Raw genomic sequence first — 26,341 nt, forward strand, 5'->3', positions numbered from 1 at the left:
AATGGGTTCCATCGTTTGCTTCGGCGAAATTTTGATCGATCTACTAGCGCAGCCGCCGGCCTCGGCCGATACGCCGCGGGCGTTCCTGCAGTACGCCGGCGGGGCGCCGGCCAACGTTGCCGTGGCCGCTGCGCGGCTGGGCGCGAAGACCCAGTTCGTCGGCATGCTCGGCCGTGACATGTTCGGTGACTTCCTGGCCGACAGCCTGGTCGAGCACGGCGTGGGCACGGATTACATCGTGCGTACCGATGCGGCGAAGACCGCGCTGGCCTTCGTCGCCCTCGACGCCAGTGGCGAGCGCAGCTTCAGCTTCTACCGCCCGCCGGCCGCCGACCTGCTGTTCCGTGACAGCGATTTCCAGGCCGCCTGCCTCGACAGCGCGCAGTGCTTCCACGTCTGCTCCAACAGCCTGACCGAGCCGGGCATCGCCGAGGCGACCTTTGCCGGCATGGACCGTGCACGTGCGGCCGGCGCGGTGGTCAGCCTCGATCTGAACCTGCGTCCCGCGCTGTGGCCGGCGAACGAGGATCCGACGCCGCGCCTGTGGCAGGCGCTGGAACGCGCCGATCTGGTCAAGCTGTCGCGCGAGGAACTGGACTACCTGGCCGCGCCGCTGGGCAGTGACGGCGAGGCGACGGTGCTGCGGCGCCTGCTGGCCGCGCAGGCGCGCTGGGTCATCGTCACCGACGGTGCGGCCACGCTGCACTGGTACACCCGCGACAACCACGGCACGGTCACCAGTTTCCGCGTGGCCACGGTCGACACCACGGCTGCTGGCGATGCCTTCGTCGGCGGCGTGCTGGTCGGCCTGCTGGAGCGCGGTGGGGCGGGCGCTGGTTTCGCTGCGTTCTGCCAGGACCCGGAGGCGATCACCGCCACGCTGCGTTTCGGCGCCGCCGTGGGGGCGCTGGCTGTTACCCGCAAGGGCGCGTTCGCCGCAATGCCCTTGCTCGATGAAGTGCAGCAGCTGCTGCAGGCACAGGACATTACCGCATGAGCACCTCGCCCGATTTCCGTTCGCCCGCGTTCCTGCGCGCGCACATCGCCGATACCATGGCGTTCTACCATCCGCGCTGCATCGATCCGGACGGCGGCTTCTTTCACTACTTCCGGGATGACGGCAGCGTCTACGATGCCAGCCACCGCCACCTGGTGAGCAGCACGCGCTTCGTCTTCAACTACGCGATGGCCTACCGCGAATTCGGCAATGCCGAGTACCGCGAGGCGGTCGAGCACGGCGTGCGCTACCTGCGCGAGGTGCACCGCAACCCGGCCACCGGTGGCTACGCCTGGACCCTGCGTGATGGCAAGGTCGAGGACGACATGAACCACTGCTACGGCGTGGCGTTCGTGCTGCTGGCCTACAGTTGCGCGCTGAAGGCCGGTGTCGAGCAGGCCCGCGAGTGGATGGACGAAACCTGGCAGCTGCTGGAAGCGCGCTTCTGGGAGCCACAGCACGGCCTGTACAAGGACGAGGCCGATGGCCAGTGGAACTTCACCGGCTATCGCGGCCAGAACGCCAACATGCACATGTGCGAGGCGATGCTGGCGGCGTTCGAGGCCAGTGGTGAGCAGCGCTATGTCGAGCGTGCGCTGCAGCTGGCCGACAACATGACCCGCCGCCAGGCGGCCAAGGCCGGCGGGCTGGTCTGGGAGCACTACGATGAGAACTGGGAGATCGACTGGGACTACAACCTGGACGACCCCAAGCACCTGTTCCGCCCGTGGGGCTTCCAGCCCGGCCACCAGACCGAATGGGCCAAGCTGTTGCTGATCCTCGATCGCCACGTGCAGGCCGACTGGCTGGTGCCGACCGCGCAGCACCTGTTCGATGTGGCCGTGGCGCGCAGCTGGGACGAAGCGCGCGGTGGCTTGTACTACGGTTTCGCACCGGAAACGCGCCGACAGCCGGGCATGGACGGTGCGCCGATCGGTGGCGACAGCTTCGTCTGCGACGACGACAAGTATTTCTGGGTGCAGGCCGAAACGCTGGCCACCGCCGCACTGATGGCCAAGCGCACCGGTGATGACCGCTACTGGCAGTGGTATGAACGCATCTGGGCCTACTCGTGGGAGTACTTCGTCGACCACCAGTACGGTGCCTGGTTCCGCATCCTTGATGCCGACAACCGCAAGTACAGCGACGAGAAGAGCCCGGCCGGCAAGGTGGATTACCACACCATGGGCGCGTGCTACGAAGTGTTGAACGTGCTGCGCTGAAGATCGTTCGAAGGCAGTAGTGCCAGGCCATGCCTGGCAATCCGGAATCGGTAGCGCCGGGCGACGCCCGGCGGAAAAACAGGAGCTCCGCGTGCATCGTCTTTCCCTCGTTGTCCGTCTGCTCCTGCTGCTGATCGCAGTCTGCGCCTTCCCGGCAACTGCAGCCCCGCTGCAGGCGCGATGGGAATTCCGCATGCTGCCCGGCGATGCGCAGGGCGCCGCCCACCCGGGCCTGCAGCAGTGGCGTGCGGCGAAGGTGCCGGGCAGCGTGCACACCGACCTGCTCGCCCACGCGCTGATCCGCGATCCGTACGTCGGTGCGCCTGAGGCAGAGCTGCAATGGATCGGGCTGGCTGCCTGGGAATACCGCGCCCGCTTCGACGTGGATGCGGCGACACTGGCCAAGCCCAATGCCGAGCTGCGCTTCGACGGGCTGGATACCTATGCCGAAGTCAGCCTCAACGGCAGGCCGCTGCTGAGCGCGGACAACGCGCACCGCACCTGGCGTGCGCGCGTGGACGGGCGCCTGCGCGCGAATGGCAATGAACTGCAGATCGTGTTCCGTTCACCAATCCGCACACTGCTTCCCGGTGTACAGGCGATGCCGCACAAGATCGCCGGCAACTATCCTTCGCCCTATGGCGATGAGCCCAAGGACGCGATGGTCGGCAACTTCGCGCGCAAGCCGGCCTATCACTTCGGCTGGGACTGGGGCCCGCGCTATGTCACCGCCGGCGTGTGGCGCTGGGTCGACCTGCAGGCCTGGGATGCGCACCGCCTGACCGATCTTGCCGTGCGTACCGATGCATTGAGCGCGGAGCAGGCGAAGCTGGCCGTGCTGCTGGAGATGGAGCAGGGCGCGGCGGCCGGTTCTGCGGTGGTGAATGTCGATGTGCGCGATCCGCAGGGTCGCATCGTGGCCCAGGTGCAGCGCACGGTGCTGCTGAAGCCCGGCCAGAACGCCGTCGAAGTACCGGTCGAACTGGTCAAGCCGCAGCGCTGGTGGCCGGTCGGCCACGGTGCACAGGACCGCTACACCGTGCAGGCCCGCCTGGACGGTGGCGCCGATGCAGCGCTGGTGCGCGAGCAGCGCATCGGCCTGCGCACGGTTGAACTGCGCCGCGAGCAAGACGGCAAGGGCGGGCAGGGCTTCGCTTTGGTCATCAACGGCGTGGAGATCTTCGCAAAGGGCGCCAACGTCATTCCGTTCGATGCCTTCCCCGCACGGGTCGACGCCGCGCGCCTGCGCCAGGTGCTGACCGCCGCACGCGACGCCAACATGAACATGCTGCGCAACTGGGGGGGCGGCTACTACGAGGACGATGCCTTCTTCGACATCGCCGACGAACTGGGCCTGCTGGTCTGGCAGGACTTCATGTTCGGTGGTGGCATGCAGCCGGGCTACGATCCGGCCTTCCGTGCCAGCGTGGTGGCCGAGGCACGCGACAATGTGCGCCGGCTGCGCCATCACCCCAGCATCGTGCTGTGGTGTGGCAACAACGAGGAAGAAACCGCCTGGAAGGACTGGGGCCACGGCCGCGACCTGAAGGCGGCCGACCCGGCGTTTGCCGAGAAGGTCTGGCAGGGCTATGTCGACCTGTTCGGCAATGACCTGCGCCAGGTAGTGGGTGAGGAGGGGCTGGGCGTGCCGTACTGGTCCAGCTCGCCCAGTAACGACCTGGACGAAAAGGCGAACGACTCGACCCGTGGCGACAAGCACTACTGGCAGGTCTGGGGCAATCCGGCGCTGCCGGTGCAGGCTTACCTGCGCGAGACGCCGCGCTTCATGTCCGAGTACGGCCTGCAGGCATGGCCGTCGGTGGCCACCGTGGACCAGATTGCCACCCGCGCCGAGCAGCGCATCGACAGCCCGGTGATCCGCGCGCACCAGAAATTCATGGCCGGCGAGGGCAACAGCCGCCTGCTGCACTACATCGAACTGGGCTATGGCACGCCGAAGGACTTCGAGGACTTCGTCTACCTCGGCCAGGTGATGCAGGCCGATGGCATCGCGCTGGCCGCGCTGCACCATCGCGCCTCGCGGCCGTACACGATGGGCTCGCTGTACTGGCAGCTCAACGACGTCTGGCCGGGTGCTTCATGGTCCAGCGTGGACTACTTCGGTCGCTGGAAGGCGCTGCACTACGCCGCGCGGCGCTTCTTCGCGCCGGTCACGCTGGCGGCATTGCGTGATGAGGGCAGTACGCGGGTGCGCCTGATCAATGATGGCGCTGCCGCAGATGCACATTGGCGGCTGCGGGTGATGGATGTGGATGGCAAGGTGCTGCGTCGTCGCGAGGACGCGGTGACGTTGACGGCGGCGGGCGTCACCTCGATCGGTGATTTCCGCGATGCCGAGCTGCTGGCCGGTGCCGATCCGAAGCGCACGGTGGCCGTGTTCGAGCTGCTGCAGAACGGGGCGGTCAGTGCCCGCCAGATCGTCGGATTCGTCGAAGCCAAGGACCAGGTGTTGCCGCGGCAGAAGCTGAAGGCCACCTTGTCCATCGAAGGCGATCACTACCGTCTGCGCCTGGAAAGCGCGGCTTACGTGCGCGCGACGTGGATCGATTTCGGCGCGCTGGATGTGCAGGTCGAAGACAACCTGCTGGATCTGCTGCCGGGCGAAATCCGCGATATCGCGGTGCGTGGCCCGGTGGACCTGACGACCCTGCGCGAAGCAATGAAGCTGAAGACCCTCAACGATCGTTGAGGGCGGCACATCCTGTTTTGGTAGATGCCAACCTTGGTTGGCACACACCGAACATGCCAACCAAGGTTGGCATCCACCAGACGCGGAGACGGGTAGGTGCGGACCGTTGGTCCGCACACCTCTCTTCTTTACAGCTGGATCTGCTGGAAGTTCTCGACCCGCTCGTGGCCGTTGGCGGCCTGGCCGATGCGCGGCATCGGGTAATCGTCCAGGCGATCGATCAGGCGGGTCTGCAGGCCGGCTTCGCGGGCGGCGTCCAATTCCTCCACCACATCCGACAGGAACACGATCTCGCCGCCCGGCACGCCGATCGCCTGCACGATGCGGCGGTAGCTGTCGGCCTCGCGCTTGCCGCCGATCTCGGTATCGAACCAGCCCGACACCAGCGGGCTGAGGTCACCGGCATCGCTGAAACCGAAGAACAGCTTCTGCGCCGGCACCGAGCCGGAGGAGTACACGTACAGCGGCAGGCCGGCGGCATGCCAGCCTTTCAGCACCGGCGCCACTTCCGGGTAGAAGTGCGCGGTGTAGTCGCCGCGGCGGTAGCCTTCATCCCAGATCAGGCCCTGCAGCGCCTTCAGTGCAGTGTGCTTGCGGTCCTGGTCGATCCAGCCCTGCAGGGTCTCGGCCACCAGGCTGTCCTGGCAGGCGCCACCGATCTCGGTAGCCACCGCGTCCAGCCAGCGGCGGACCTCCGGCTGCTGGCCATGTTCGGCAACGAACGCCGGCAAGGCCTTGCGGGCATAGGGGAACAGCACGTTCTTGACGAACGAGATGCTGCTGGTGGTGCCTTCGATGTCGGTCAGGATGACGCGGGGCTGCATGGATCAGGACGCCTGGGTAGGTACGTAACGGGGGAACTTCTGCGCGATGTCGGTGCCGGTGAAATGACCCACCCAGCCGTCCGGCTCGGTGAAGAAGCGGATCGCCACGAAGCTCGGTTCATCGCCCATGTCGAACCAGTGGGTGGTGCCATCGGGCACGGCGATCAGGTCGTCCTTCACGCACTCGATCTCATAGACCTTGTCACCCACGTGCAGGGTGAACAGGCCGGAGCCTGCGACGAAGAAGCGCACCTCGTCTTCCTTGTGGAAGTGCTCGTCGAGGAACTTCTTCCGCAGCTCGGCGCGGTTCGGGTTGTCCGGGGCGATCGAGGCGACGTCCACGCTCTTGAAGCCGCGCTCGGCGACCAGGCGGTCGATGTCCGCACGGTAGGCAGCGAACACTTCCTCCTGGCTGGCGCCCGGCGCGACTGGCGCGGTGGCCTGCCAGCGCTCGAAGGTGACGCCGATCTTCTGCAGTTCGGCAGCGATGACCGCGCCGTCCTGGGTGTCCAGCAGCGGCGATTCGGGGCGGGTGTCGTCGTAGATGCGCAGTCGGCTCATGGCGGCAGCTTGAACGTCTCGGGGGGAAGACAGGGTATCAGGGTGGGGCGAGGTGCAGATTCCGGATCGGCATCTGCACCTGCGCGCGGGTTCAGCCGCGCAGCTTGCGCAGTTCCAGTTCGCAGTGGAACACGAATTCGAAGGCTTCCAGATGACGGCGCGCCTCGGCCATGTCACGGCCCCAGGCGTACAGGCCGTGGCCGTCGATCAGGTAGCCCCACAGGTTCTGGCGGTCGAGCAGATCATCGACCTGCTTCGAAAGCACGTTCATGTCCTGGGTGTTGGCGAACACCGGTACGTCGATGGCCATCTCGTGGGTGCTGTTGCCGGCGAAGGCCTTCAGCAGTTCGTAGCCTTCCAGGTGCACATGACCCTGCGGCGCGTACAGGCGCGAGGCAATGGTCTGCACCGGCGAATGGGTGTGCAGTACGCAGCCGATTTCCGGGAAGCGGCGGTACAGCTGGGTGTGCAGCAGGGTTTCGGCGGAGGGGCGCAACGGGCGGCCGACGGCCTGGCCGTCGAAGTCCACCACCATGATGTCGTCCTCGATCAGGCGGCCCTTGTCCTTGCCCGAGACGGTGATCGCGGCGTGGCGGTCGTCCAGGCGGTGGGAGAAGTTGCTGCTGGTGGCCGGGGTCCAGCCGGCCTGGGCCAGTTCGCGGACGTTGTCGATCAGCAGCTGGGCCAGTTCGCCCAGGCGGGCGGTGTCGTAGGGGAAGGTGGTGGTGTCCATGGACGGCATTTTACGTGATCCGGCCCGATGCTGGGCCCGCGCGGGTACCGCCTGCCTGCTGCGTGGGCAACGCGAAGCGGTGTGCTGGCAGGCGGCGCGCAGGGGGTGGATCGAGGCAAGCACAGCGCTGGCTGAATGGGGAGGGCAGCGCTCCCGCTGGAAGCGATTCCGGTCGTGGACAGCCCTCTTGCCGCGAAACATCATCGGATTGCCGCAGAAGTTCCGGCGAGCGCCAAGAAAAGGAGTACTTCGATGATCGCGCGCGCGATGGGGATGATGGGGGTGATTGGCATCATGCTTGCCAGCAGTGGCTGCACGATGGAATGGGTGAAGATGGATGCGGGTGCGCGGTCATTCGGCCCCGCCCATTCGAGTTGCAGGGCGCAGGCCGACGATCACTGGCCGGTCAGGAATGAAGTGGCCACGCGCACCGTCTACGAAGACCGCAAGGTGCCCTGCAGGCTTGATGAAGTCTGCGCCATTGACGGCAAGTACAACATGGTACCCATGCCGAAAGAGGAGAGTTACATCGTGGACGTCAACGCGTCCGACCGCAGCAGCGAGTTCAATGCCTGTATGGCCGGTGCCGGCTGGCAGCAGCAGCTCATCTGGTTCAATCGCCGCTAGGCGGAGCCGGCGCAGCGGACGACAGGGGCTCGACCGGTTGCTGCTCAACGGAGTCGAGGCAACAGGGGCCAGCGGAGAATGATCTGGCTCTGCGAACCGTTCAGGCGTTGAGGCTGGAGACGAGCAGGGGGCAGGACAAGAACACGTACGGCGTGGACGGAAAGTACGAGCGCGTGCTGCGACCGGAAATCGAGAAGTGATGATGGAGATGGCTACGTGTATGCGATGGCCGTTGCTGCGGGGCTTGCGCTGTTGACCGGCGGTTGTGCGACCGAATGGGCACGCTTCAGCGACCATGCCGATCCGCTGGATGAGTCGCGTTGGCACTGCAGGGCCGAAGCGAACGAGAAGTGGCCGGAGAAGATTGAGGTTGTCGAGCGCACCGAGGAGATCGAGGTGCTGACCGTCTGCAAGGAAGGCGAGACATGCGACGTGGATGGCAAATACAAGAAGATGCTGATGCCAAAGACCGAGCGCCACACCGTGGACGTCAACGCCAAGGAGAATCACGAGCACTCCATGGGCTGCATGGGCGGCGCAGGCTGGATACAGAAGACCATCTGGTTTGGCCGCAGATGATCATCGTCGGGCGCCCTGGTCGCTGGGAATGATCATCATCCACGCATGGCGTGGATCCACCGGATGCGCCGGGAGAGTGTCGAAGGTGGGAGGGGTGAGGTTGCGGGGGCGTGAGCCGCATGGATGCGGCGACCGAGCTTACAGGGATGTACTTGCAGCGCCCCCCGCAATCTCGCCCCTCCCCGCCAAACCCTCAGACCCGCTGTTGCCGTTGCCGTTGCTCCGGCTTCAAAGGCGGGTGCAGGGCCGCAGGCCCTGCAATCCCTTTACTCCACCCGCAGGCGGCTGTGCCGGAACCCGTAGCAGAAATAGATCACGAAACCGACGAACGTCCACACCCCCATCAGCATCCAGTTGTACATCGTCATCGCTGACAGCAGCGCCAGGCAGCTCAACACGCCCAGGCTGCAGATCAGCCACGCCATCGGCATGCGGAACGGGCGCGGCAGGTCCGGCTGGGTACGGCGCAGGATCAGCACGCCGGCACAGACTGCGGCGAACGCGATCAGCGTGCCCATCGAGGTCAGCTCGCCGAGGATGTCCAGCGGGAACAGCGCCGCCAGCAGCGCGATGCCGATGCCGGTGATCACGGTGTTGATGTGCGGGGTGCGGTACTTCGGGTGGATCCTGGTGAACACCGGCGGCAGCAGGCCGTCGCGGCCCATGATCATGAAGATGCGCGGCTGGCCGATGATCATCACCAGCACCACCGAGGACAGGCCGACCAGCGCGCCGACCTCGACCACCCAGCGCAGCCAGCCCAGCTGCGGATGCGCGGCCACGGCAGTCACCACCGGCTCATCGGTGCCCAGCAGCTGGAACGGCACCAGGCCGGTCATCACCGCGGCCATCGCGATGTACAGCACGGTGCAGATCACCAGCGACAGCATCATGCCGAACGGCATGTCGCGCTGAGGATTCTTCGACTCCTGTGCCGCCACCGACACCGCCTCGAAGCCGATGTAGGCGAAGAACACCATCGCCGCGCCACGCAGCACGCCTTCCATGCCGTACTTGCCGGGGCCTTCGTTGGCCGGGATGAACGGGGTCCAGTTGCTGGTGTCCACGTACTTCCAGCCGACCACGATGACCAGCACGATCAGGCCGGTCTTGAGCACGACCATCGCCATGTTCATCGCCGAGGACTTGCTGATGCCGACGTAGCACAGCCAGGTCAGCAGCAGCACCAGTGCGGCGGCCGGCAGGTTGGCGATCGCGCCGGTGGGGCGCAGCTGTGCGTCCAGTGGCGCACTGACCAGCGCCGCTGGCAGATGGATGTCGAACTGGCTGAGCAGGCTGAGGAAGTAGCCGGTCCAGCTGACCGCCACCGCCGAGGCGGAGACGCCGTATTCGAGCACCAGCATCCAGCCGATGAACCAGGCCGAGAGCTCGCCGAAGGTGGCGTAGGTGTAGGTGTAGGCGCTGCCGGAGACCGGCACCATCGAGGCGAACTCGGCATAGGCCAGCGCGCAGAAGGCGCAGCAGATGGCGGCCAGTACGAAGGACAGCATGATGGCCGGGCCGGCGTGGTTGGCGGCGGCCTGGCCGGTGATGACGAAGATGCCGCCGCCGATCACCGCGCCGATACCGAGGGCGGTCAGGCCCCAGGGGCCGAGGTGGCGGCGCAGGCTCAGGCCGTTGGCGTCTTCATGGGCGGCATGCGGGTGCTTGGTGGCCCACAGTTGCTTGAACATGTGTGGTGGTCTTGTCGAAGCGCGCCACGGGCGGCGCGCGGGGAAAACGGACGGGCCGGCGCGAGGCCGGCCCGTAGGCGGATCAGGGCGACTTGGCCAGCTTGCTGTTGCGGATGCCGTAGCCCAGGTAGATCAGCAGGCCGAGCAGGGTCCAGCCAACGAACAGGTGCCAATGCACCACGAACGCCTGCCAGAACAGGAACAGGCAGGTGGCAGCGCCGAGCGGGCAGATGATCCAGACCATCGGCACGCGGAACGGGCGGTGCAGGTCCGGCTTGGTATAGCGCAGCACCAGCACGCCGACGCAGACGGTGGCGAAGGCCAGCAGGGTGCCCATCGAGACGAGTTCGCCGAGCACGTTCAGTGGCACCAGGCCGGCCAGCGCGGCGGCGATCACGCCGACCACGATGGTGGCGACGTACGGGGTGCGGAAGCGGGCGTGGACCTTGCCGAAGAACTTCGGCAGCAGGCCGTCGCGGGAGATGGTGTAGGCGATGCGGGTCTGGCCCATCATCATCACCAGCACCACCGAGGACAGGCCGGCGATGGCGCCGATTTCCACGAACGTCTTCAGCCAGGACAGGGTCGGGTAGGGCTCCAGCGCGGTCGCCACCGGCTTGTCGGTGCCGAGCAGGTGGTACGGCATCATGCCGGTCAGCACCGCACAGACGATGATGTAGACGATGGTGCACACCGCCAGCGAGCCGAGCAGGCCGATCGGCATGTTGCGCTGTGGGTCCTTGGTTTCGCCGGCGGCGGTGGAGACCGCGTCGAAGCCGATGTAGGCGAAGAACACGATGGTGGCCGCGCGGAAGATGCCGCTCCAGCCGAACTCACCCGGCACGCCGGTGTTTTCCGGGATGAACGGCTGCCAGTTGGCCGGGTCGATATGGGCCGCGCCGATGCCGATGAACAGGCAGATGACGGTGACCTTGATCGCCACGATGATGGCGTTGACGAAGGCCGACTGGGTCACGCCCACGTACAGCAGGCCGGACACCGCCGCCACGATCAGCACCGCCGGCAGGTTGAACAGCTTGCCGGAGGAGACGAACTCGCTGCCGGTCCAGGCGATGGGCGCGGCGCTGAGCAGGTCCGGGAACGGCATGTGCAGGGTGGTGGTGATGAAGCTGATCAGGTATGCCGACCAGCCCACCGCGACCGAGGCCGAGGCGAACAGGTACTCCAGCACCAGGCACCAGCCGATGAACCAGGCCATGCCTTCGCCCAGGGTGGCGTAGGAGTACGAATAGGCACTGCCGGAGACCGGCATCATCGCCGCGAACTCGGCGTAGCACAGGCCCGCCAGGGCACAGGCGAAACCGGCCAGCACGAACGAAAGCATCACCGCCGGGCCGGCATGGTTGGCCGCGGCCTGGCCGGTCAGCACGAAGATACCAGCGCCGATCACCGCACCCACGCCAAGCAGGATGAGGTGTTTAGCCGTGAGGGTCCGTTTCAACGTGGCTTCGCCGTCCAGGCTGCCTTCGATGGGTTCGCCGGCATCGACGTGCCCGGCCGGTTCAACCGGCTTGACCCTCAACAGAGCTTTCAGCATGCAGTACTTCCTAGTGATCGGATGGGGTGGGCCGCCGATACGTTGCCGGCAACCCTGGAATGGTGAAGGCCGCGCGAACGGCCCGCTGTACCTTAGCCAAAGCTGAAGCCAACGCACAAGCGCAATCGCAACAATGAACGGCGATAATGAGCAGTATTTTTCCAGACCGCCCCCATTCATGCGCCAGACCGCCGAAACCCTTGCCGTGCTTGACGATCGCCTGCGCGACCTGCTGCGGGACTACGCCCGCCGTGAGCCTGCCCACGACGCACTGGCTGCCGAATTCGGCACATTGTTGGACGATCCGGAAGATCCGTTCCGCCGCGAGCGCCTGGCCGGCCACTTCACCGCCAGCTGCTGGCTGGTCAGTGCCGATGGCCAGCGCCTGCTGCTGACCCATCACCGCAAGCTGCAGCGCTGGCTGCAGCTGGGCGGCCACGCCGACGGTGACCGCGACCTGGCCCAGGTGGCACTGAAGGAAGCCGAGGAGGAGTCGGGCCTGAGCGGCCTGGTGCTGGAAGACCCGGCCATCTTCGATCTGGACAAGCATTGGATCCCGGAGCGCAAGGATGTGCCGGGGCACTGGCACTACGACGTGCGTTTCGTGATCCGGGCGCTGGGTGGCGAGGCCTTCGTGCTCAGCGAGGAGTCACTCGACCTGGCCTGGCGGCCGGTGACCGAAGTCGCGGCCGATCCGGAATCGGACGAATCCATGCAGCGCATGGCGCGCCGCTGGCTGGCACGTTGAGGTAAAAAGGGGACGGAGGGGATTAAGTCGTTTATAGCGCATGTGCCGCAAACGACTTAATCCCCTCCGTCCCCTTTTTTCAATACAGGATGCGCGTCCGCAGCGTGCCCGGAATCGCGGCCAGTTCGTCGCGCACGGCGGCGGCCTGTGCCTCGCTGGCGGTGATGTCGATCACCACGTAACCCACCTTCGGGTCGGTGCGCAGGAACTGGCCGTCGATGTTGACGTTGTGGCGCGAGAAGATCTCGTTGACCCTGGACAGCACGCCCGGCACGTTCTGGTGGATGTGCAGCAGGCGCAGGCTGTCCTCGTGTTCGGGCAGGGTCACTTCCGGGAAGTTGACCGCCGACAGGGTGCTGCCGTTGTCGCTGTAGCGCACCAGCTTGGCCGCCACCTCCACGCCGATGTTGTCCTGCGCCTCCAGCGTGCTGCCGCCCACGTGCGGGGTCAGGATCACATTGTCGTGGCGGGTCAGCGGCGATTCGAAGATATCGCCATTGCCCTTCGGCTCGACCGGGAACACGTCCAGCGCGGCGCCGCCGACGTGGCCGCTGGCCAGGGCCGCGTCCAGCGCATCGATGTCGACCACGGTGCCGCGCGCGGCGTTGATCAGGTGCGCGCCCTTGCGCATCTTCGCCAGCTCGGTGCTGCCGATCATCCACTGCGTGGCCGGGGTCTCCGGCACATGCAGGGTGACGATGTCGGCGCGGGCCAGCAGGTCGTCCAGGCTGGCCGCAGCACGCGCATTGCCCAGCGCCAGCTTGGTTTCCACGTCGTGGAAGATCACCTGCATGCCCAGCGATTCGGCCAGCACGCCGACCTGGGTGCCGATGTGGCCATAGCCGATGATGCCCAAGGTCTTGCCACGCACCTCATGGCTGCCGCTGGCCGACTTCGACCAGCCGCCGCGATGGCACTCGGCATTCTTCTGCGGAATGCCACGGGTGAGCATGATGGCCTCGGCAATCACCAGCTCGGCCACGCTGCGGGTGTTGGAATAGGGCGCGTTGAACACCGGGATGCCGGCCAGCTCGGCCGCGTCCAGGTCGACCTGGTTGGTGCCGATGCAGAAGCAGCCCACCGCGATCAGGCGCTTGGCCTCGGCCAGCACCTCGGCGCTGAGCTGGGTGCGCGAACGGATGCCGACGATGTGCGCCTCGGCGATGCGCGCCTTCAGTTCGTCCTCGGGCAGTGCCTTGGTGTGCGCCTCGATCTGGCTGTAGCCGGCGGCGCTGAACACCTCCACGGCGGTCTGGCTGACCCCCTCCAGCAACAGCACGCGGATATCCTGCTTGGGGAACGAGGTCTTCTTCGGCGACATGGGGCGACACGGCCAGTGGGACAGGGGCTGACCACTATGCCAGATCGAAGCGCCCATGGTGCAGTGCGCAATTGGTTGCATCCGTAGCTATCTGCAGCGCGGCAGGGCTGGACGCTGGCGCGTGCCGCTGGCACGCTTGCCCGTTCTTCACGCCCCGCGCTGGACCGTCATGACCGATTCCCGCATTGCCTCGCTGCAGCAGGCCTGTCCCGGCCTGAAGCTGAAGACCGACCCGGCCGACCTGGAGCATTACGGGCGCGACTGGACCCGGCGCTGGACGCCGGCGCCGTTGGCGATCGCACTGCCGGCCACGGTCGAGGAAGTGCAGGCGGTGATGCGCTGGAGTGCGGGCGAGGGCGTGGCCGTGGTGCCGTCCGGCGGCCGTACCGGCCTCTCCGGTGGCGCGGTGGCTGCCAACGGCGAGCTGGTGCTCAGCCTGGAACGGATGAACAAGGCGCTGGCCTACGACGCGGTCGATCGCACCCTGGTGGTGCAGGCCGGCATGCCGCTGGAAGCCGTGCACAACGCCGCGCTGGACCACGGCCTGATCTACCCGGTGGATTTCGCCGCGCGTGGTTCCTGCACGATCGGCGGCAACATCGCCACCAATGCCGGTGGCATCCGCGTGATCCGTTACGGCAACACCCGCGAGTGGATCGCCGGGCTGAAGGTGGTCACCGCCAGTGGCGAGTTGCTGGAGCTCAACAAGGGCCTGATCAAGAACTCCAGCGGCTATGACTTCCGCCAGCTGCTGATCGGTTCGGAAGGCACGCTGGGCGTGATCGTCGAAGCGACGGTGAAGCTGACCGATCCGCCGCCGGCCAGCAACGTGATGCTGCTGGCGCTGCCCAGCTTCGAAGTGCTGATGCAGGTATTCGCCGCGTTCCGCGCGCGGCTGCAGCTGCAGGCCTTCGAATTCTTTACCGACCGGGCGCTGGAGCACGTGCTGGCGCATGGTGCGCAGGCACCGTTCGACGAGGTGCATCCGTACTACGTGGTCACCGAGTTCGCCGCCAACGACGAAGCGCAGGAAGCGGCGGCGATGGCGGCCTTCGAGGACTGCATGGGCAACGGCTGGGTCAGCGACGGCGTGATCAGTGCCAGCGATGCCCAGGCCGCCCAGTTGTGGCGCCTGCGCGAAGGCATCACCGAATCGCTGGCGCGCTACAAGCCCTACAAGAACGACGTCTCGGTGCGGATCTCGGCGATGCCGGCGTTCCTGGCCGAGACCCAGGCATTGATCGGCCAGGCCTACCCGCACTTCGATGTGGTGTGGTTCGGTCATATCGGTGACGGCAACCTGCACATCAACGTGCTCAAGCCCGATGACACCAGCGACGCCGATTTCGTGGCGCAGTGCGAGCATGTGACCAAGCTGCTGGCGCAGGTGCTGGCCCGGTTCGATGGCAGCATCTCGGCTGAACACGGCATCGGCCTGGTCAAGAAGGGCTACCTGGACAGCACCCGCGGCCCGGCCGAGATCGCCCTGATGAAGGCGGTCAAACGTGCGTTCGATCCCCAAGCGCGGCTGAATCCCGGCAAGCTGTTCGACGTTTGAGCCGGGCAAATCCTTCACGCACCCGTTACGCTCCACGCTTCCTCACAACCGGCTTCGAACCGATGACCCGTCCGCTTCTGCTGCTCGCCCTGCTGTCCCTGCCGCTGGCCGGCTTTGCTTCCAGCTTCGCCGGCACCTCGGCCGGTTCCGCCACCGGTGCATCATCGGGCTCTTCGGCCAGCAGCTCGGGCGACGACAAGGTGGTGCAGGCCGCACGTGATGATGCCGCCGCGTTCATCGCCAGCGACGGCCAGATCCGTGGCGCCCGCCTGCAGGCCGCGCTGGTCCACCTGCGTGAGCAGAGCGCTGCCGCACAGCAGCAGAGCGACCTGGAACTGGCCCGCGCGCTGCTGGCGCGTTGATCCCGGGTAGTGCCGGCCGCTGGCTGGCAACGCCATGACATCTGCACGGAACGCAGCCAGGCATGGCCTGGCTCTACTGCTGGCCGTTCCGGCCGCACATGCCAGCGAAGACCTGCGCCTGAATCCGGAAGGGCTGAGCCCTGCACAGCAGCAGCTCGCCAGCGAGACCCTGGCCGACGTGCAGTCCCTGCTGCCAGATGGCCTGCTGCGCGCACTGCCAGCACACGTGCAGGTGCGCTGGAGCGACCACCTGCCGGCCGATGTGCACGGTCGCGCTTTCGCCGGCCGCATCGACCTGCGTCGCGAGCTGCTGGATGATGCCGTGCCCGGCGCACGCCGTGCACGACGCAGCGCGCTGGTGCATGAACTGACCCATGTTGCAGACCGTAGCGGCGCGAACTGGTCGCGCAGTGCGCGCTGGCGCGACCTGGCCGGATGGCAGCGCAAGCCCTGGCATCTCGGCCGTGGTGGCAACGACTTCCGTGACCGTAGTCCGGATGCCTATGAGCTGAAGGACCCGGCCGAGTACCTGGCAGTGAACGCCGAGCATTTCGTGCTCGACAGCGAGTTTGCCTGCCGGCGCCCGGCGCTGGCGCAGTGGTACCAGGCCCATTTCGGAACCCCGCCATCGCTGCCGCAGTCGCACTGCGCGGCCACGTTGCCATTGCTGCAGGCCGAATCGGAAGAGGGTGCGGCATCGCTGCTGCAGCTCGATCCTTCGCGCGTCTACGCCGTGGACTACCTGTTCGCCGAAGGCAGTGCGCAGCCGATGAGCCGCTGGGGGCACAGCATGCTGCGGCTGGTGATCTGCCGGCCGGGCCGTGCGCCGGGGCCAGACTGCCGCCTGGACCTGGAGTACCACCGCGTGCTGTCGTTCCGCGCATTCGTAGGTGATGTGCAGATTTCCAACTGGCGTGGCCTGAGCGGCGGCTATCCCTCGCGCCTGTTCGTGCTGCCGCTGCAGCAGGTGGTGGACGAGTACACCAAGGTGGAACTGCGTGGGTTACAGTCGCTGCCGTTGCAGTTGTCGCCCGGCGAGATCGCCGGCCTGCTCGAGCGCACTGCACAGGTGCACTGGAGCTATGACGGGCGCTATTACTTCGTCAGCAACAACTGCGCGGTGGAAACTGCAAAGCTGCTGCAGGCGGGTGTGCCGCGCCTGGGGGCGGCCGGGCTGGCCCAGCTGAGTCCGCGCGGGTTGAAGCGTCGGCTGTCCCGGCTGCATGTGCTGGACGAGCAGGTGCTGACGGACCGCAATGCAGCGCAGGCGCAGGGCTACTACTTTGCCTCGGCGCGCGATCACTATCAGCAGTTGTTCGCGGTGGCGAGCTCACAGCTGGGGCTGCCGGTGCGCGATGTGCGCGCCTGGCTGAAGCTGCCCGCACAGCAGCGTGCGCCCTGGCTGCTGCAGGGTGACCTGCGTGCCAGCGCCGGGCTGCTGCTGCTGGAACAGGCTGCGCAACGCCGCGCCGAACTGCGCGCGCGCGATGTGCTGAAACGGCGCCTGCTGGCGGCACCGGACAGTGCCGAGACGCGCGGCCTGCGCCAGCTGCTGGAGCAGGGTGGGCAATGGCTGCGCCCGGGTACGCTGCTGGTCGACGATGGCTACGGGTTGCCGCTTGCCGATGAGCAGGCGCTGTTGTCCGAGGTCGTGGCCACCGCCAGTGCGCAGGCGGTGCCGGCGTGGCAGGCGCTGCGCGTACAGCTGCGCCAGACGCTGCCGGCGCCGCAGCGCGACGAAATGGATGCGATCGACGCCAATCTGACCACACTCGGCGCGCACCTGCGCGAACAGGCCAGGCTGCCGGCTACTGACGCGGAAGCTCGATGACGAAGCGGCTGCCGCCGGCGCTGCCGGGCGTGCAGTAGACGCGGCCGCCATGTGCATCGGCGATGGCCTTGACCACCGCCAGGCCCAGCCCGCTGCCGCCGCCCTGGCGGGAGCGCGAGCCGTCGGCGCGCATGAACGGAGTGAAGATGTCGGTGTGAAGTTCCGGGTCGATGCCCGGGCCTTCGTCCTCGATCGCCACCTGCACGTGTCCGGGCGTGTCGTGCACGGCAATCCGCACCTTGCCCGGGCTGGCGTAGCGGCGCGCATTCTCCAGCAGTGCCAGCAGGGCCTGGCGCAAGCGTGTCGGGTCACAGTGCGCGTTGTGCTCCTCGCGGCTGGTTTCCAGCTCCAGCACGAAGCCGGCGGCGCGGAACTGCGGGTCGACCAGGGTCATCACCGAATGCACTTCGGCCACCACGTCGGTGCGTGCGCGGCGTACGTCCAACCGCGCGTTGTCGGACAGGCTCAACACGCGCAGATCCTCGATCAGGCGTGAGAGGCCTTCGACCTGTGCCAGCAGGCTGCGGAACTGGGATTCGTCTGGCTGGAACACGCCCTCGGCCAGCCCCTGCAGGCGACCACGCAGGATCGTCACCGGAGTCCGCAGTTCATGGGCAATGGCCGCATGCCACATCGCGCGCTCGCTTTCCATGTGCTGCAGGCGGCGCGCCATCGCATTGAAATCCTCGACCAGGGTGGCCACTTCGCCGGGTGAGTTTTCCTGGGCGCTGGCGCGCGCACCGAGGTCGCCGCCAGCAAGCGCGCGCACGCTGTCAACCAGTGAATTCAACGGCGACAGGATGCGGTGGGCAAGGCGGAACGAGGCGGCGATGGCCAGTGCCAGGCCGGTCAGGATCACCCCGACCATCCATGCCAGCTCCGGCCCGGTCGGCAGCCAGCTTTCCGGCTCTTCGGCACTGCCGGGGAAGAACTCGACCAGCACCGCGTACAGCAGCCACGATGACAGGATCATCATCACGATGACGCCGATCACCATCAGCGACATCGAGACGATGATGTGGCGACTGAGCCCGGAGCGGCGCAGGCGGGCCATCAGCGGTCGGCCATCAACCGGTAGCCGACACCGCGCACGCTGGCCGGAACATTGACCATGCCCACTTCATCCAGCTTGCGGCGCAGCTTGCTGACATGGCTGTCGACCGTGCGCTCCAGCGCCTCGCTTTCCGGCAGGCATTCGTGCATCAGTTCGCTGCGGCTGAAGATGCGGGTCGGCGCCAGCGCCATGCAGTGCAGCAGCTTGAACTCGGTGAGGGTGAGCAGCACTTCGTGGCTGTAGCCGTCGCCTTCCACATGCACGGCATGGGTGGCCGAGTCGATCAGCAACGGGCCCGCGCGCAGTGCGGTCGGTGCGTCCACGCGCGAGCCACGCAGCGTACGCCGCAGCACGGCGCGCACGCGCGCTGCCACTTCGGCTGGATTGAACGGCTTGACCACGTAGTCGTCGGCGCCCATGCGCAGCGCAGTCAGCTTGTCCAGGTCCTGGTCCAGCGCGGTCAGCATGATCACCGGCGTTTCGCCGCGCTGGCGTAGCTGGGTCAGTACGCTCCAGCCATCCAGCCGCGGCAGTTGTACGTCGAGCAGGACCAGGTCGGGGCGGGCGCTGCGGTGCAGGTCCAGTGCACTGTGGCCATCGGCGGCACGCAGGGTGCGTAGTCCTTCGCGTTCCAGGTAGGCGGTAAGAATATCGGCGATCTCGGCCTCATCCTCGACGATCAGGACGAGGGCGGCGAGGGCAGGGGAGGCATGCATGCAGGGGCGGGGCCTTAAGGTGCTTGCCTCCATCGTATCTCCACAGTTCCTCCATCGAAACCCCATCATCGCCCCGCAGACTGCACGCTTCAGAACCTATCAGCCGCCCGCGCGGCATTGTGCACAGCAATGAGAACCTTCAGGACTCCGGTCGCGTTGATCGCGGCCCTCGCCCTGGCCATGACGGCCTGCTCCGCCCCCGAAGCCACGCCCGAAGCGGCACCGCGCGTCAGCGTGGTCACGGTCGGCCCGCAGGTCGTGCAGCGCGATGACGAACTGCCCGGCCGCGTGGCCGCCGTACGCACCGCACAGATCCGTGCCCAGGTGGGCGGCATCGTGCAGCGCCGGCTGTTTGAGCAGGGTGCGGAAGTGCGCGCCGGCCAGGCCCTGTTCCAGATCGATCCGGCGGCGTTCCGTGCCGACGTTGACTCGGCACTGGCCGCGCTGCAGCGCAGTGAGGCCGCCTTGGGCCGCAGTCGCGTGCAGTCGCAGCGCCTGCATGCGCTGGCGGCCGCGCAGGCGGTCAGCCAGCAGCACCGCGACGATGCCAGTGCCGAGTACGAACAGGCCCGTGCCGCGGTGAACGAGGCGCGCGCGATCCTGGCCCGCCGCCAGCTCGACCTGCGCTATGCAACGGTCAGTGCACCGATTGCCGGTCGCATCGACCAGGCCCTGGTGACCGAAGGTGCACTGGTCGGCGTGGCCGATGCCGAGCCGATGGCGGTGGTGCAGCAGATCGACCAGGTCTACGTCGATGTGCGCCAGCCAGCGGCGCAGCTCGAGTCGCTGCAACGCAGTGCCGGTGGCGGCGAGCTGCCGGTGACGATCATCGGTGCGGCCGGCAAGCCACTGCCCGAACGTGGCCAGATGCTGTTCTCCGGTATCAATGTCGATGCGCGCACCGGTGATGTGATCCTGCGCATCCTGGTCGACAACCCGCAGCGCCAGCTGCTGCCCGGCATGTACGTGCGCGCGAAGGTGCCGCGGGGTGCGCCGGCCAGCGCACTGACCGTGCCACAGCAGGCCGTGCTGCGCAGTGCCGGTGGCCAGGCCTATGCCTGGGTGATCGGTGGCGATGGCAAGGCGGTGATCCGCACGCTGGAAGTGGACGGTAGTGTCGATCGCCAATGGCTGGTGCGCACCGGCCTGAAGGCGGGCGAAAAGGTGGTGGTCGAAGGCCAGGAGCGCCTGCAGGAAGGCGTGGTGGTCGATGCGCGCGACTGGCAGATGCCGGTCGCCAGCGCCGGCGCGGTGCAGGCCGGCAGCAAGGGCTGAGCCTCTACCGGGCCGGTCCCTCCAGGAAAATCCAACATGGCACGTTTCTTCATCGATCGCCCGGTGTTCGCCTGGGTGCTGGCGATCTTCATCATCCTGGCCGGTGTGCTGGCGATCCCGCGGCTGGCGGTGGAGCGCTATCCGGCGGTTGCCCCGCCCAGCGTCAGCATCTATGCCAGTTACCCGGGTGCGAGCCCGCAGACGCTGAATGACGCGGTGGTCGGCCTGATCGAGCGCGAGCTGTCCAGCGTCAAGCACCTGCTGTACTTCGAGTCGTCGGTGGACACGTCCGGCGAAGCCTCGATCACCGCCACCTTCAAGCCGGGCACCAACCCGGAGCTGGCGCAGGTGGACGTGCAGAACCGGATCAAGGCGATCGAGCCGCGCCTGCCGCGCAGCGTGCGCCAGAACGGCCTGTTCGTAGAGGCCGCCGATTCCGGCTTCCTGATGCTGGTCGGCCTGCGTTCGCCGGATGCCAGCGTCAGCGAGGCCGCACTGGGCGACTTCATGGCGCGCAACATCATCGAGGAGCTGCGCCGCATCGATGGCGTCGGCCGCGTGCAGCTGTTCGGTGCCGAACAGGCGATGCGCGTGTGGCTGGACCCGACCCGGTTGACCGGCTATGGGCTGACCATGGGTGACGTGGCCGCTGCCATCGAGCAGCAGAACCTGGAGATCTCGCCGGGGCGCATCGGCGATTCTCCGGGTGTTCCGGGCCAGCGCATCACCGTGCCGCTCAGCGCCGATGGCCAGTTGTCCACGCCGGAACAGTTCGCTGCCATCGTGCTGCGCGCCGGGGCCGACGGCTCGCGGGTGGTGCTGGGCGATGTCGCCCGCGTCGAGCTGGGCGCGCAGAGCTATGCCTGGGGCACCCGCGAGGATGGCCATCCGGCCACCGCCGCCGGCGTGCAGCTGCGTCCTGGCGCGAACGCGGTTCGCACCGCGTCGGCGGTGCGCGAGCGCATGGCCGAGCTGGCGCCGCTGCTGCCGCGCGGCGTGGAATCGAGCATTCCGTTCGACACCGCGCCGTTCGTCAAGATCTCGATCCAGAAGGTGGTGCAGACGCTGCTGGAGGCGATGCTGCTGGTGTTCGCAGTGATGTACCTGTTTCTGCAGAACTGGCGCTACACGCTGATTCCAGCGCTGGTCGCACCGATCGCGTTGCTGGGCACCTTCGCGGTGATGCTGGCGCTGGGCTTCTCGATCAACGTGCTGACCATGTTCGGCATGGTGCTGGCAATCGGCATCATCGTCGACGACGCCATCGTGGTGGTCGAGGGCGTGGAACGGATCATGGCCGAGGAAGGCCTGCCGCCGCGCGAGGCCACCATCAAGGCGATGCGCGAACTGACCGGTGCGGTGATCGGCATCACCCTGGTGCTGACTGCGGTGTTCATTCCGATGGCGCTGGCCAGCGGCTCGGTGGGCGCGATCTACCGCCAGTTCACCGTGGCGATGGCGGTGTCGATCCTGTTCTCGGCGCTGCTGGCATTGAGCCTGACGCCGGCGCTGTGCGCGACCCTGCTGCGCCCGAACACCCATGGCCACCATGGTCGGGGCGGTCTGTTCGGCGCCTTCAATCGTGGCTTCGAACGGATGACCGGGCGCTACCAGCGTGGCGTGGCGTCGGTGCTGCAGCGGAGCGGGCGGGTCATGGGCGTGTTCGCGGCTCTGGTGGCGGCGCTGCTGCTGGGCCTGCACTGGCTGCCGGGCGCCTTCCTGCCGGAAGAGGACCAGGGCTACTTCATGACCTCGATCCAGCTGCCGGCCGAAGCCACCGCCGAACTCACGCTGGCCGTGGTCGAAGCCTACGAACGGCACGTGGCGTCACGCCCGGGCATCGGCTCCAACCAGTCGATCCTCGGCTACAGCTTCTCGGGTTCCGGCCCGAGCGCGGCGCTGACCTACACCATGCTGAAGGATTGGGGCGAGCGTGCAGGGGCTACCGCGGCCGGCGAAGTGGAGGCCGCGCAGAAGGCGATGGCGACGATTGCCGAGGGCGAGGTGATGAGCGTGATGCCGCCGGCCATCGACAGCCTGGGCCGTTCGTCCGGCTTCTCGCTGGCCCTGCAGGCGCGTACCGGGCAGAGCCAGGCCGAACTTCGTGCGGCCCTGCAGCAGCTGCTGAAGCTGGCCGAAGCCAGCCCGCTGCTGTCGGAGGTGCATGCCGATGGCCTGCCGGCAGGTACCAGCGTGCGGCTGGACATCGACCGCGCCAAGGCCGAGGCGATGGGCGTGGGGTTCGAGCAGATCAGCAGCACGCTGTCGGCGGCGATGGGCTCGCAGTACGTCAACGACTTCCCCAACAAGGGGCGGCTGCAGCAGGTGATCCTGCAGGCTGATGCACCCCACCGGATGGAGCTGGAGGACGTGCTGAAGCTGTACGTGCGCAACAGCGAAGGCGGCATGGTGGCGTTGTCGGAGCTGGTGACGCCGCACTGGACCGAGGCGCCGCTGCAGCTGCAGCGCTATCTCGGCTTCCCGGCGCTGAACCTGTCCGGCGCACCGGCCTCCGGCGTGTCGACCGGCCAGGCCATGGCGGAGATGGAGCGGTTGGCGGAGAAGCTGCCGTCCGGCTTTGCCCTGCAGTGGACCAGCCAGTCGCTGCAGGAGCGGGAGTCCGGTGCGCAGGCGCCGTGGTTGCTGCTGTTGTCGATGCTGGTGGTGTTCCTGGTGCTGGCGGCACTGTACGAGAGCTGGTCGATCCCGCTGGCGGTGATGCTGGTGGTGCCGCTGGGTCTGCTCGGTGCGGTTGCTGCGGTGCTGTTGCGGGGCATGCCCAACGACGTGTTCTTCAAGGTCGGCATGATCACCGTGATCGGGCTGTCGGCGAAGAACGCGATCCTCATCGTCGAGTTCGCGCGCCAGCTGCAGCAGCAGGGTCGCGGCCTGGTTGAAGCGGCGCTGGAGGCGGCGCGGCTGCGCCTGCGGCCGATCGTGATGACCTCGTTGGCATTCGCGCTGGGCGTGGTGCCGCTGATGCTGGCGCAGGGCGCGTCGAAGGAAACCCAGCAGGCGATTGGAACCGGTGTGTTCGGCGGCATGGTCAGTGCGACGGTGCTGGCGGTGTTCTTCGTGCCGGTCTTCTATGTAGTGGTGCAGGGCGCGCGGCAGTGGATCGCGCAACGCCTGCGCAGGCGCCGGCCGATGCCGGAAGGATCCGTGGATGGAACGGGACATCGTTGAAGACCTGCATGAGCGGCAGTTGGCAGCGCTGGAACAGCGCCTGCGGCAGGCATTGCTGGATGACGACCACGATGCGCTGACCGCGCTGGTATCGCCGGCATTGTTCATGATGGACGGGCAGGGCGGACGCTTGCTCGACCTGCCCTGGCTGGGCAACTGGCTGGCCGGAAACCTGCACGTGCGCAGCCTGCAGTCGTACGCGGTGGAAACGCTGCTGTGCGGACGCCTGGCATTGTTGTCCAGCGACGTGCGCTTGTCGGTGCGCGGGCAGGGCCAGGAGCGCGAGCTGAAACTGCGCCTGCTGCGGGTGTGGACCTGCAGTTCCGGCGAAAGCGGCGCGCAGTTGTTGTCGATGGCGGTACTGGCCGCATGAGTGCGGTCAGGCCGCTTTCAGGCCCCGCTCACCGACAGGTGGTAGGGTCGAGCCTCTCTGTAGTGTCGACAAGGAGTCGAGCCATGCGTGTAGTTCCCAGTCTGTTGGCAGCCTCCCTCGGGTTGGTGCTGGCCGCGTGCCAGCCGGCCCAGCCGCCCGCTGCGAGCGGCAATGATGCCGCGCCTGCCGCGCCGCAGCCGAGCGCCAGCACCGAAGGTGGCAGCGAGACCACCTACCAGTGTGGTGATCTGAGCGTGCGCGCGACCTTCAATGGCGAGGATGCGGCCACGGTGGTGATCGGCGAACGCACCTTCGCCATGAGCTCCGAGCGTGCGGCGTCGGGTGCCAAGTACGGCGATGGCAAGGGCAACAGCTTCTGGACCAAGGGCAGCGATGACGGCCTGTTGAGCCTGAAGGGCGAAGCCGATCGGGAGTGCCATGCAGTCGAAGCCACTGAAGGCGATGGCAGCGCCGGCAATGCCGCGTTCCGTGCCACCGGCAATGAGCCGGGCTGGCTGGCGGTTGTCGACGGCGACACGCCGGGCCTGCAGGTGGAAGTGGATTACGGTGAGCGTCGTTTCGATGTCGCCAAGCCCACCGCAGGTGCTGACGGCTGGAGTGGCAAGGCGTCTGATGGCACCGACGTCAAGCTCAGCTTCCAGCGCACGATCTGCCAGGACGACATGAGTGGCGAGGCGTTCGAGGCCAAGGTGAACCTGACCATCGGCACCCGCCAGTACCACGGCTGCGGCAATTTCGGCGCGAAGCAGCCGTAAGCTACCTGTAGAGCCGAGCCACGCTCGGCTGCAGTCCCTGTCCAACGCACAGCAGCCGAGCGTGGGCTCGGTGCTACACGACTGCTACATCCGATGGCCTGCCTGCGGCGAATGCGCCGCAGGCAGGGACAGGCAGCCGATCAGCGCGAGGCGATTAGTCGGCACGGCCCGCGAATTCGCCGGTGGCGGTGTTCACCAGCACGCGTTCGCCGTTGACGATGTACTCCGGCACCATGATCTCGATGCCGGTGTTGAGCTTGGCCGGCTTCGGGCGCTTGGTGGCGGTGCCACCCTTCAGTTCCGGCGGCGTCTCGATCACTTCCAGCACCACCGAGGCCGGCAGCTGGATCGCCACCGGCTGCTCGTCGATCACCTGCACGTAGATGCCGGTCAGGCCATCGGTGATGTAGCCAGCGTCGTCGCCGATCACGTCCGCGTCCAGGGTGTAGGGGGTGTAGTCCTCGTCATCGAGGAACACGAACGCGTCGCCGTCCTTGTACGAATAGGTGGACTGGCGGCGCAGCAGTTCGACCTCGACCAGGTTGTCGTCGGCATCGAAGCTGGCATCGAGCTTGTTGCCGCCCGGCACGCTGTACATGATGAAGCGGAAGCGGACGTTGCCGCCGCGACCCTGCGGCGAGCTGCGCTCGATGTCGCGGATCTGGTACACGCCGTTGTTGTACTCGACGACGTTGCCCTTCTTGATGTCGTTGGCTTTCATGGTGATCTAGGTCGTTGGGGGAGGGCGCCGTCCCGGCGCCCGGGGGGGAATCACTTCGGAGCGAGGCGGGTAGCGCCGTCCAGGCGGATGGTCTCGCCGTTGAGGTAGGTGTTGCCGAGGATGAAGCCGACCAGGCTGGCGAAGTCTTCCGGCTTGCCCAGGCGCGACGGGAACGGAATCGAGGCGGCCAGCGACTGCTGCACGGCCTCAGGCATGCCGTCGACCATCGGTGTCCAGAACACGCCCGGGGCGATGGTGTTGACGCGGATGCCGAAGCGCGACAGTTCGCGCGCCATCGGCAGCGTCATCGAGACCACGCCGCCCTTGCTGGCGGCATACGCGGCCTGGCCGATCTGGCCTTCATAGGCGGCGATGCTGGCGGTGTTGATGATCACGCCGCGCTCGCCGTCGGTGCCGGCCTCGTTGTGCTGCATGCGGTTGGCAGCGGCCTTGGCCACGTTGAAGCTGCCGACCAGGTTCACCATCACCGTGCCCTGGAAGCCGGCCAGCGGCATCGGGCCTTCCTTGCCCAGCACGCGGCCGGCGCCCAGGATGCCGGCGCAGTTCATCGCCACGTTCAGGCCGCCGAGGAAATCGTGGGCCTGGTCGATGGCCGCGGTCACCGCCGCCTCATCGCTGACGTTGACGTTGAAATAGCGGGCCCTGTCGGCACCCAGCCCGGCAATGGCGGCAGCGCCCTTGTCGTCGTTGAGGTCGAACAGGGCCACCTTGCCGCCCTGGGCGACGAGGTGCTGGGCCACGGCCAGGCCGAGGCCGGAGACGCCGCCAGTGATCACGGCACGTACGGAAGACAGCTGCATTGAACGGTCCTGCAGGTTCGAGAACCGCCGATTCTAACGGAAGCCGCGACCGCCGCTGTTGTGCACTGCGCCGCCTTTGCGGGGCGGCGCAGT

The 26,341-nt window shown here is 67.1% G+C and carries 23 protein-coding genes; 13 read left to right on the top strand and 10 right to left on the bottom strand.

The genetic code is table 11. The features are described 5' to 3' along the window. Position 1: 1 nt before the first annotated feature. The 3 genes from CKW06_RS11235 to CKW06_RS11245 all read left to right on the top strand — a co-directional run bounded on the left by CKW06_RS11235 (position 2) and on the right by CKW06_RS11245 (position 4,930). Positions 2-997, top strand: coding sequence for a carbohydrate kinase family protein (locus tag CKW06_RS11235; protein ID WP_024958322.1), 996 nt, complete (start codon positions 2-4; stop codon positions 995-997). Further along, entirely contained in the window at positions 994-2,220 is a 1,227-nt protein-coding gene (locus CKW06_RS11240; protein WP_024958323.1) for an AGE family epimerase/isomerase, read from the top strand. Before CKW06_RS11235 ends, CKW06_RS11240 begins: the two co-directional genes overlap by 4 nt. Before the next feature lie 91 nt (positions 2,221-2,311). Beyond that, positions 2,312-4,930: a beta-mannosidase gene (locus tag CKW06_RS11245; protein ID WP_024958324.1), complete on the top strand. Its 2,619-nt coding sequence runs from the start codon at positions 2,312-2,314 to the stop codon at positions 4,928-4,930. A gap of 128 nt (positions 4,931-5,058) precedes the next feature. Here the strand turns inward: CKW06_RS11245 and mtnC are convergent, their stop codons facing one another. The 3 genes from mtnC to CKW06_RS11260 all read right to left on the bottom strand — a co-directional run bounded on the left by mtnC (position 5,059) and on the right by CKW06_RS11260 (position 7,048). Beyond that, positions 5,059-5,754, bottom strand: coding sequence for an acireductone synthase (mtnC, locus tag CKW06_RS11250; protein ID WP_024958325.1), 696 nt, complete (start codon positions 5,752-5,754; stop codon positions 5,059-5,061). Between the two features lie 3 nt (positions 5,755-5,757). Then, on the bottom strand, positions 5,758-6,315 hold the full coding sequence (locus CKW06_RS11255; RefSeq protein ID WP_005409451.1) for a 1,2-dihydroxy-3-keto-5-methylthiopentene dioxygenase: 558 nt from the start codon (positions 6,313-6,315) through the stop codon (positions 5,758-5,760). 91 nt (positions 6,316-6,406) lie between these two features. After that, positions 6,407-7,048 carry a methylthioribulose 1-phosphate dehydratase gene (locus CKW06_RS11260; protein ID WP_024958326.1) on the bottom strand — a complete coding sequence of 214 codons (642 nt, stop codon included), beginning with the start codon at positions 7,046-7,048 and terminating at the stop codon, positions 6,407-6,409. Positions 7,049-7,300: 252 nt separating this feature from the next. On the opposite strand from CKW06_RS11260, the gene CKW06_RS11265 reads away from it, so the two are divergent. Together CKW06_RS11265 and CKW06_RS11270 are read left to right on the top strand one after the other, a co-directional pair. Next, positions 7,301-7,675, top strand: coding sequence for a hypothetical protein (locus CKW06_RS11265; protein ID WP_005413186.1), 375 nt, complete (start codon positions 7,301-7,303; stop codon positions 7,673-7,675). A 225-nt stretch (positions 7,676-7,900) separates the two neighbouring features. Next, entirely contained in the window at positions 7,901-8,254 is a 354-nt protein-coding gene (locus CKW06_RS11270) for a hypothetical protein (protein ID WP_024958327.1), read from the top strand. Between the two features lie 266 nt (positions 8,255-8,520). Here CKW06_RS11270 and CKW06_RS11275 read toward each other — a convergent pair whose 3' ends face one another. Both CKW06_RS11275 and CKW06_RS11280 read right to left on the bottom strand, forming a co-directional pair. Then, positions 8,521-9,948 (bottom strand): amino acid permease, encoded by a 1,428-nt coding sequence (locus tag CKW06_RS11275; protein ID WP_024958328.1) that lies wholly within the window; start codon positions 9,946-9,948, stop codon positions 8,521-8,523. Positions 9,949-10,030: 82 nt separating this feature from the next. Beyond that, complete coding sequence (locus tag CKW06_RS11280; RefSeq protein WP_005409456.1) at positions 10,031-11,506, bottom strand: amino acid permease; 1,476 nt, start codon at positions 11,504-11,506, stop codon at positions 10,031-10,033. A 133-nt stretch (positions 11,507-11,639) separates the two neighbouring features. Here CKW06_RS11280 and CKW06_RS11285 point away from each other — a divergent pair, with 133 nt between their 5' ends. Further along, positions 11,640-12,254 carry an NUDIX hydrolase gene (locus CKW06_RS11285; protein ID WP_024958329.1) on the top strand — a complete coding sequence of 205 codons (615 nt, stop codon included), beginning with the start codon at positions 11,640-11,642 and terminating at the stop codon, positions 12,252-12,254. 79 nt (positions 12,255-12,333) lie between these two features. Here the strand turns inward: CKW06_RS11285 and serA are convergent, their stop codons facing one another. Next, a complete protein-coding gene (gene serA, locus CKW06_RS11290) occupies positions 12,334-13,575 on the bottom strand; it encodes a phosphoglycerate dehydrogenase (protein ID WP_005416356.1) in 1,242 nt (413 codons plus the stop codon). Between the two features lie 169 nt (positions 13,576-13,744). On the opposite strand from serA, the gene CKW06_RS11295 reads away from it, so the two are divergent. The 3 genes from CKW06_RS11295 (at position 13,745) to CKW06_RS11305 (ending at position 17,326) form a co-directional block, all read left to right on the top strand. Beyond that, positions 13,745-15,133: an FAD-binding oxidoreductase gene (locus CKW06_RS11295; RefSeq protein ID WP_024958330.1), complete on the top strand. Its 1,389-nt coding sequence runs from the start codon at positions 13,745-13,747 to the stop codon at positions 15,131-15,133. Positions 15,134-15,195: 62 nt separating this feature from the next. Beyond that, positions 15,196-15,495 (top strand): DUF2388 domain-containing protein, encoded by a 300-nt coding sequence (locus CKW06_RS11300; RefSeq protein WP_005409460.1) that lies wholly within the window; start codon positions 15,196-15,198, stop codon positions 15,493-15,495. A gap of 34 nt (positions 15,496-15,529) precedes the next feature. Further along, the gene (locus CKW06_RS11305) at positions 15,530-17,326 is read left to right on the top strand and encodes a DUF7844 domain-containing protein (protein WP_024958331.1); all 1,797 of its coding nucleotides are present in this window, start codon (positions 15,530-15,532) and stop codon (positions 17,324-17,326) included. On the opposite strand, the gene CKW06_RS11310 is transcribed toward CKW06_RS11305, so the two are convergent. Beyond that, the gene (locus CKW06_RS11310; protein WP_005409462.1) at positions 17,304-18,380 is read right to left on the bottom strand and encodes an ATP-binding protein; all 1,077 of its coding nucleotides are present in this window, start codon (positions 18,378-18,380) and stop codon (positions 17,304-17,306) included. The two genes, CKW06_RS11305 and CKW06_RS11310, sit on opposite strands and share 23 nt — an antisense overlap. After that, positions 18,380-19,096, bottom strand: coding sequence for a response regulator (locus CKW06_RS11315; RefSeq protein ID WP_005413196.1), 717 nt, complete (start codon positions 19,094-19,096; stop codon positions 18,380-18,382). The genes CKW06_RS11310 and CKW06_RS11315 overlap by 1 nt, the downstream gene beginning before the upstream one ends. 129 nt (positions 19,097-19,225) lie before the next feature. On the opposite strand from CKW06_RS11315, the gene CKW06_RS11320 reads away from it, so the two are divergent. From CKW06_RS11320 to CKW06_RS11335, 4 genes are all read left to right on the top strand, one after another. After that, complete coding sequence (locus tag CKW06_RS11320) at positions 19,226-20,371, top strand: efflux RND transporter periplasmic adaptor subunit (RefSeq protein WP_024958332.1); 1,146 nt, start codon at positions 19,226-19,228, stop codon at positions 20,369-20,371. A gap of 36 nt (positions 20,372-20,407) precedes the next feature. Beyond that, positions 20,408-23,557 (top strand): multidrug efflux RND transporter permease subunit, encoded by a 3,150-nt coding sequence (locus CKW06_RS11325; RefSeq protein WP_024958333.1) that lies wholly within the window; start codon positions 20,408-20,410, stop codon positions 23,555-23,557. Further along, the gene (locus tag CKW06_RS11330) at positions 23,538-23,930 is read left to right on the top strand and encodes a nuclear transport factor 2 family protein (RefSeq protein WP_024958334.1); all 393 of its coding nucleotides are present in this window, start codon (positions 23,538-23,540) and stop codon (positions 23,928-23,930) included. The genes CKW06_RS11325 and CKW06_RS11330 overlap by 20 nt, the downstream gene beginning before the upstream one ends. 83 nt (positions 23,931-24,013) lie before the next feature. Then, positions 24,014-24,706 (top strand): COG3650 family protein, encoded by a 693-nt coding sequence (locus CKW06_RS11335; RefSeq protein WP_024958335.1) that lies wholly within the window; start codon positions 24,014-24,016, stop codon positions 24,704-24,706. A 154-nt stretch (positions 24,707-24,860) separates the two neighbouring features. Here CKW06_RS11335 and yeiP read toward each other — a convergent pair whose 3' ends face one another. Continuing rightward, a complete protein-coding gene (yeiP, locus tag CKW06_RS11340) occupies positions 24,861-25,427 on the bottom strand; it encodes an elongation factor P-like protein YeiP (protein ID WP_005409468.1) in 567 nt (188 codons plus the stop codon). A gap of 50 nt (positions 25,428-25,477) precedes the next feature. Beyond that, positions 25,478-26,248, bottom strand: coding sequence for an SDR family oxidoreductase (locus CKW06_RS11345; RefSeq protein ID WP_024958336.1), 771 nt, complete (start codon positions 26,246-26,248; stop codon positions 25,478-25,480). Positions 26,249-26,341: the final 93 nt, after the last annotated feature.

Origin of the sequence: Stenotrophomonas maltophilia, from assembly GCF_900186865.1 — a bacterium.
Lineage (GTDB): Bacteria > Pseudomonadota > Gammaproteobacteria > Xanthomonadales > Xanthomonadaceae > Stenotrophomonas > Stenotrophomonas maltophilia.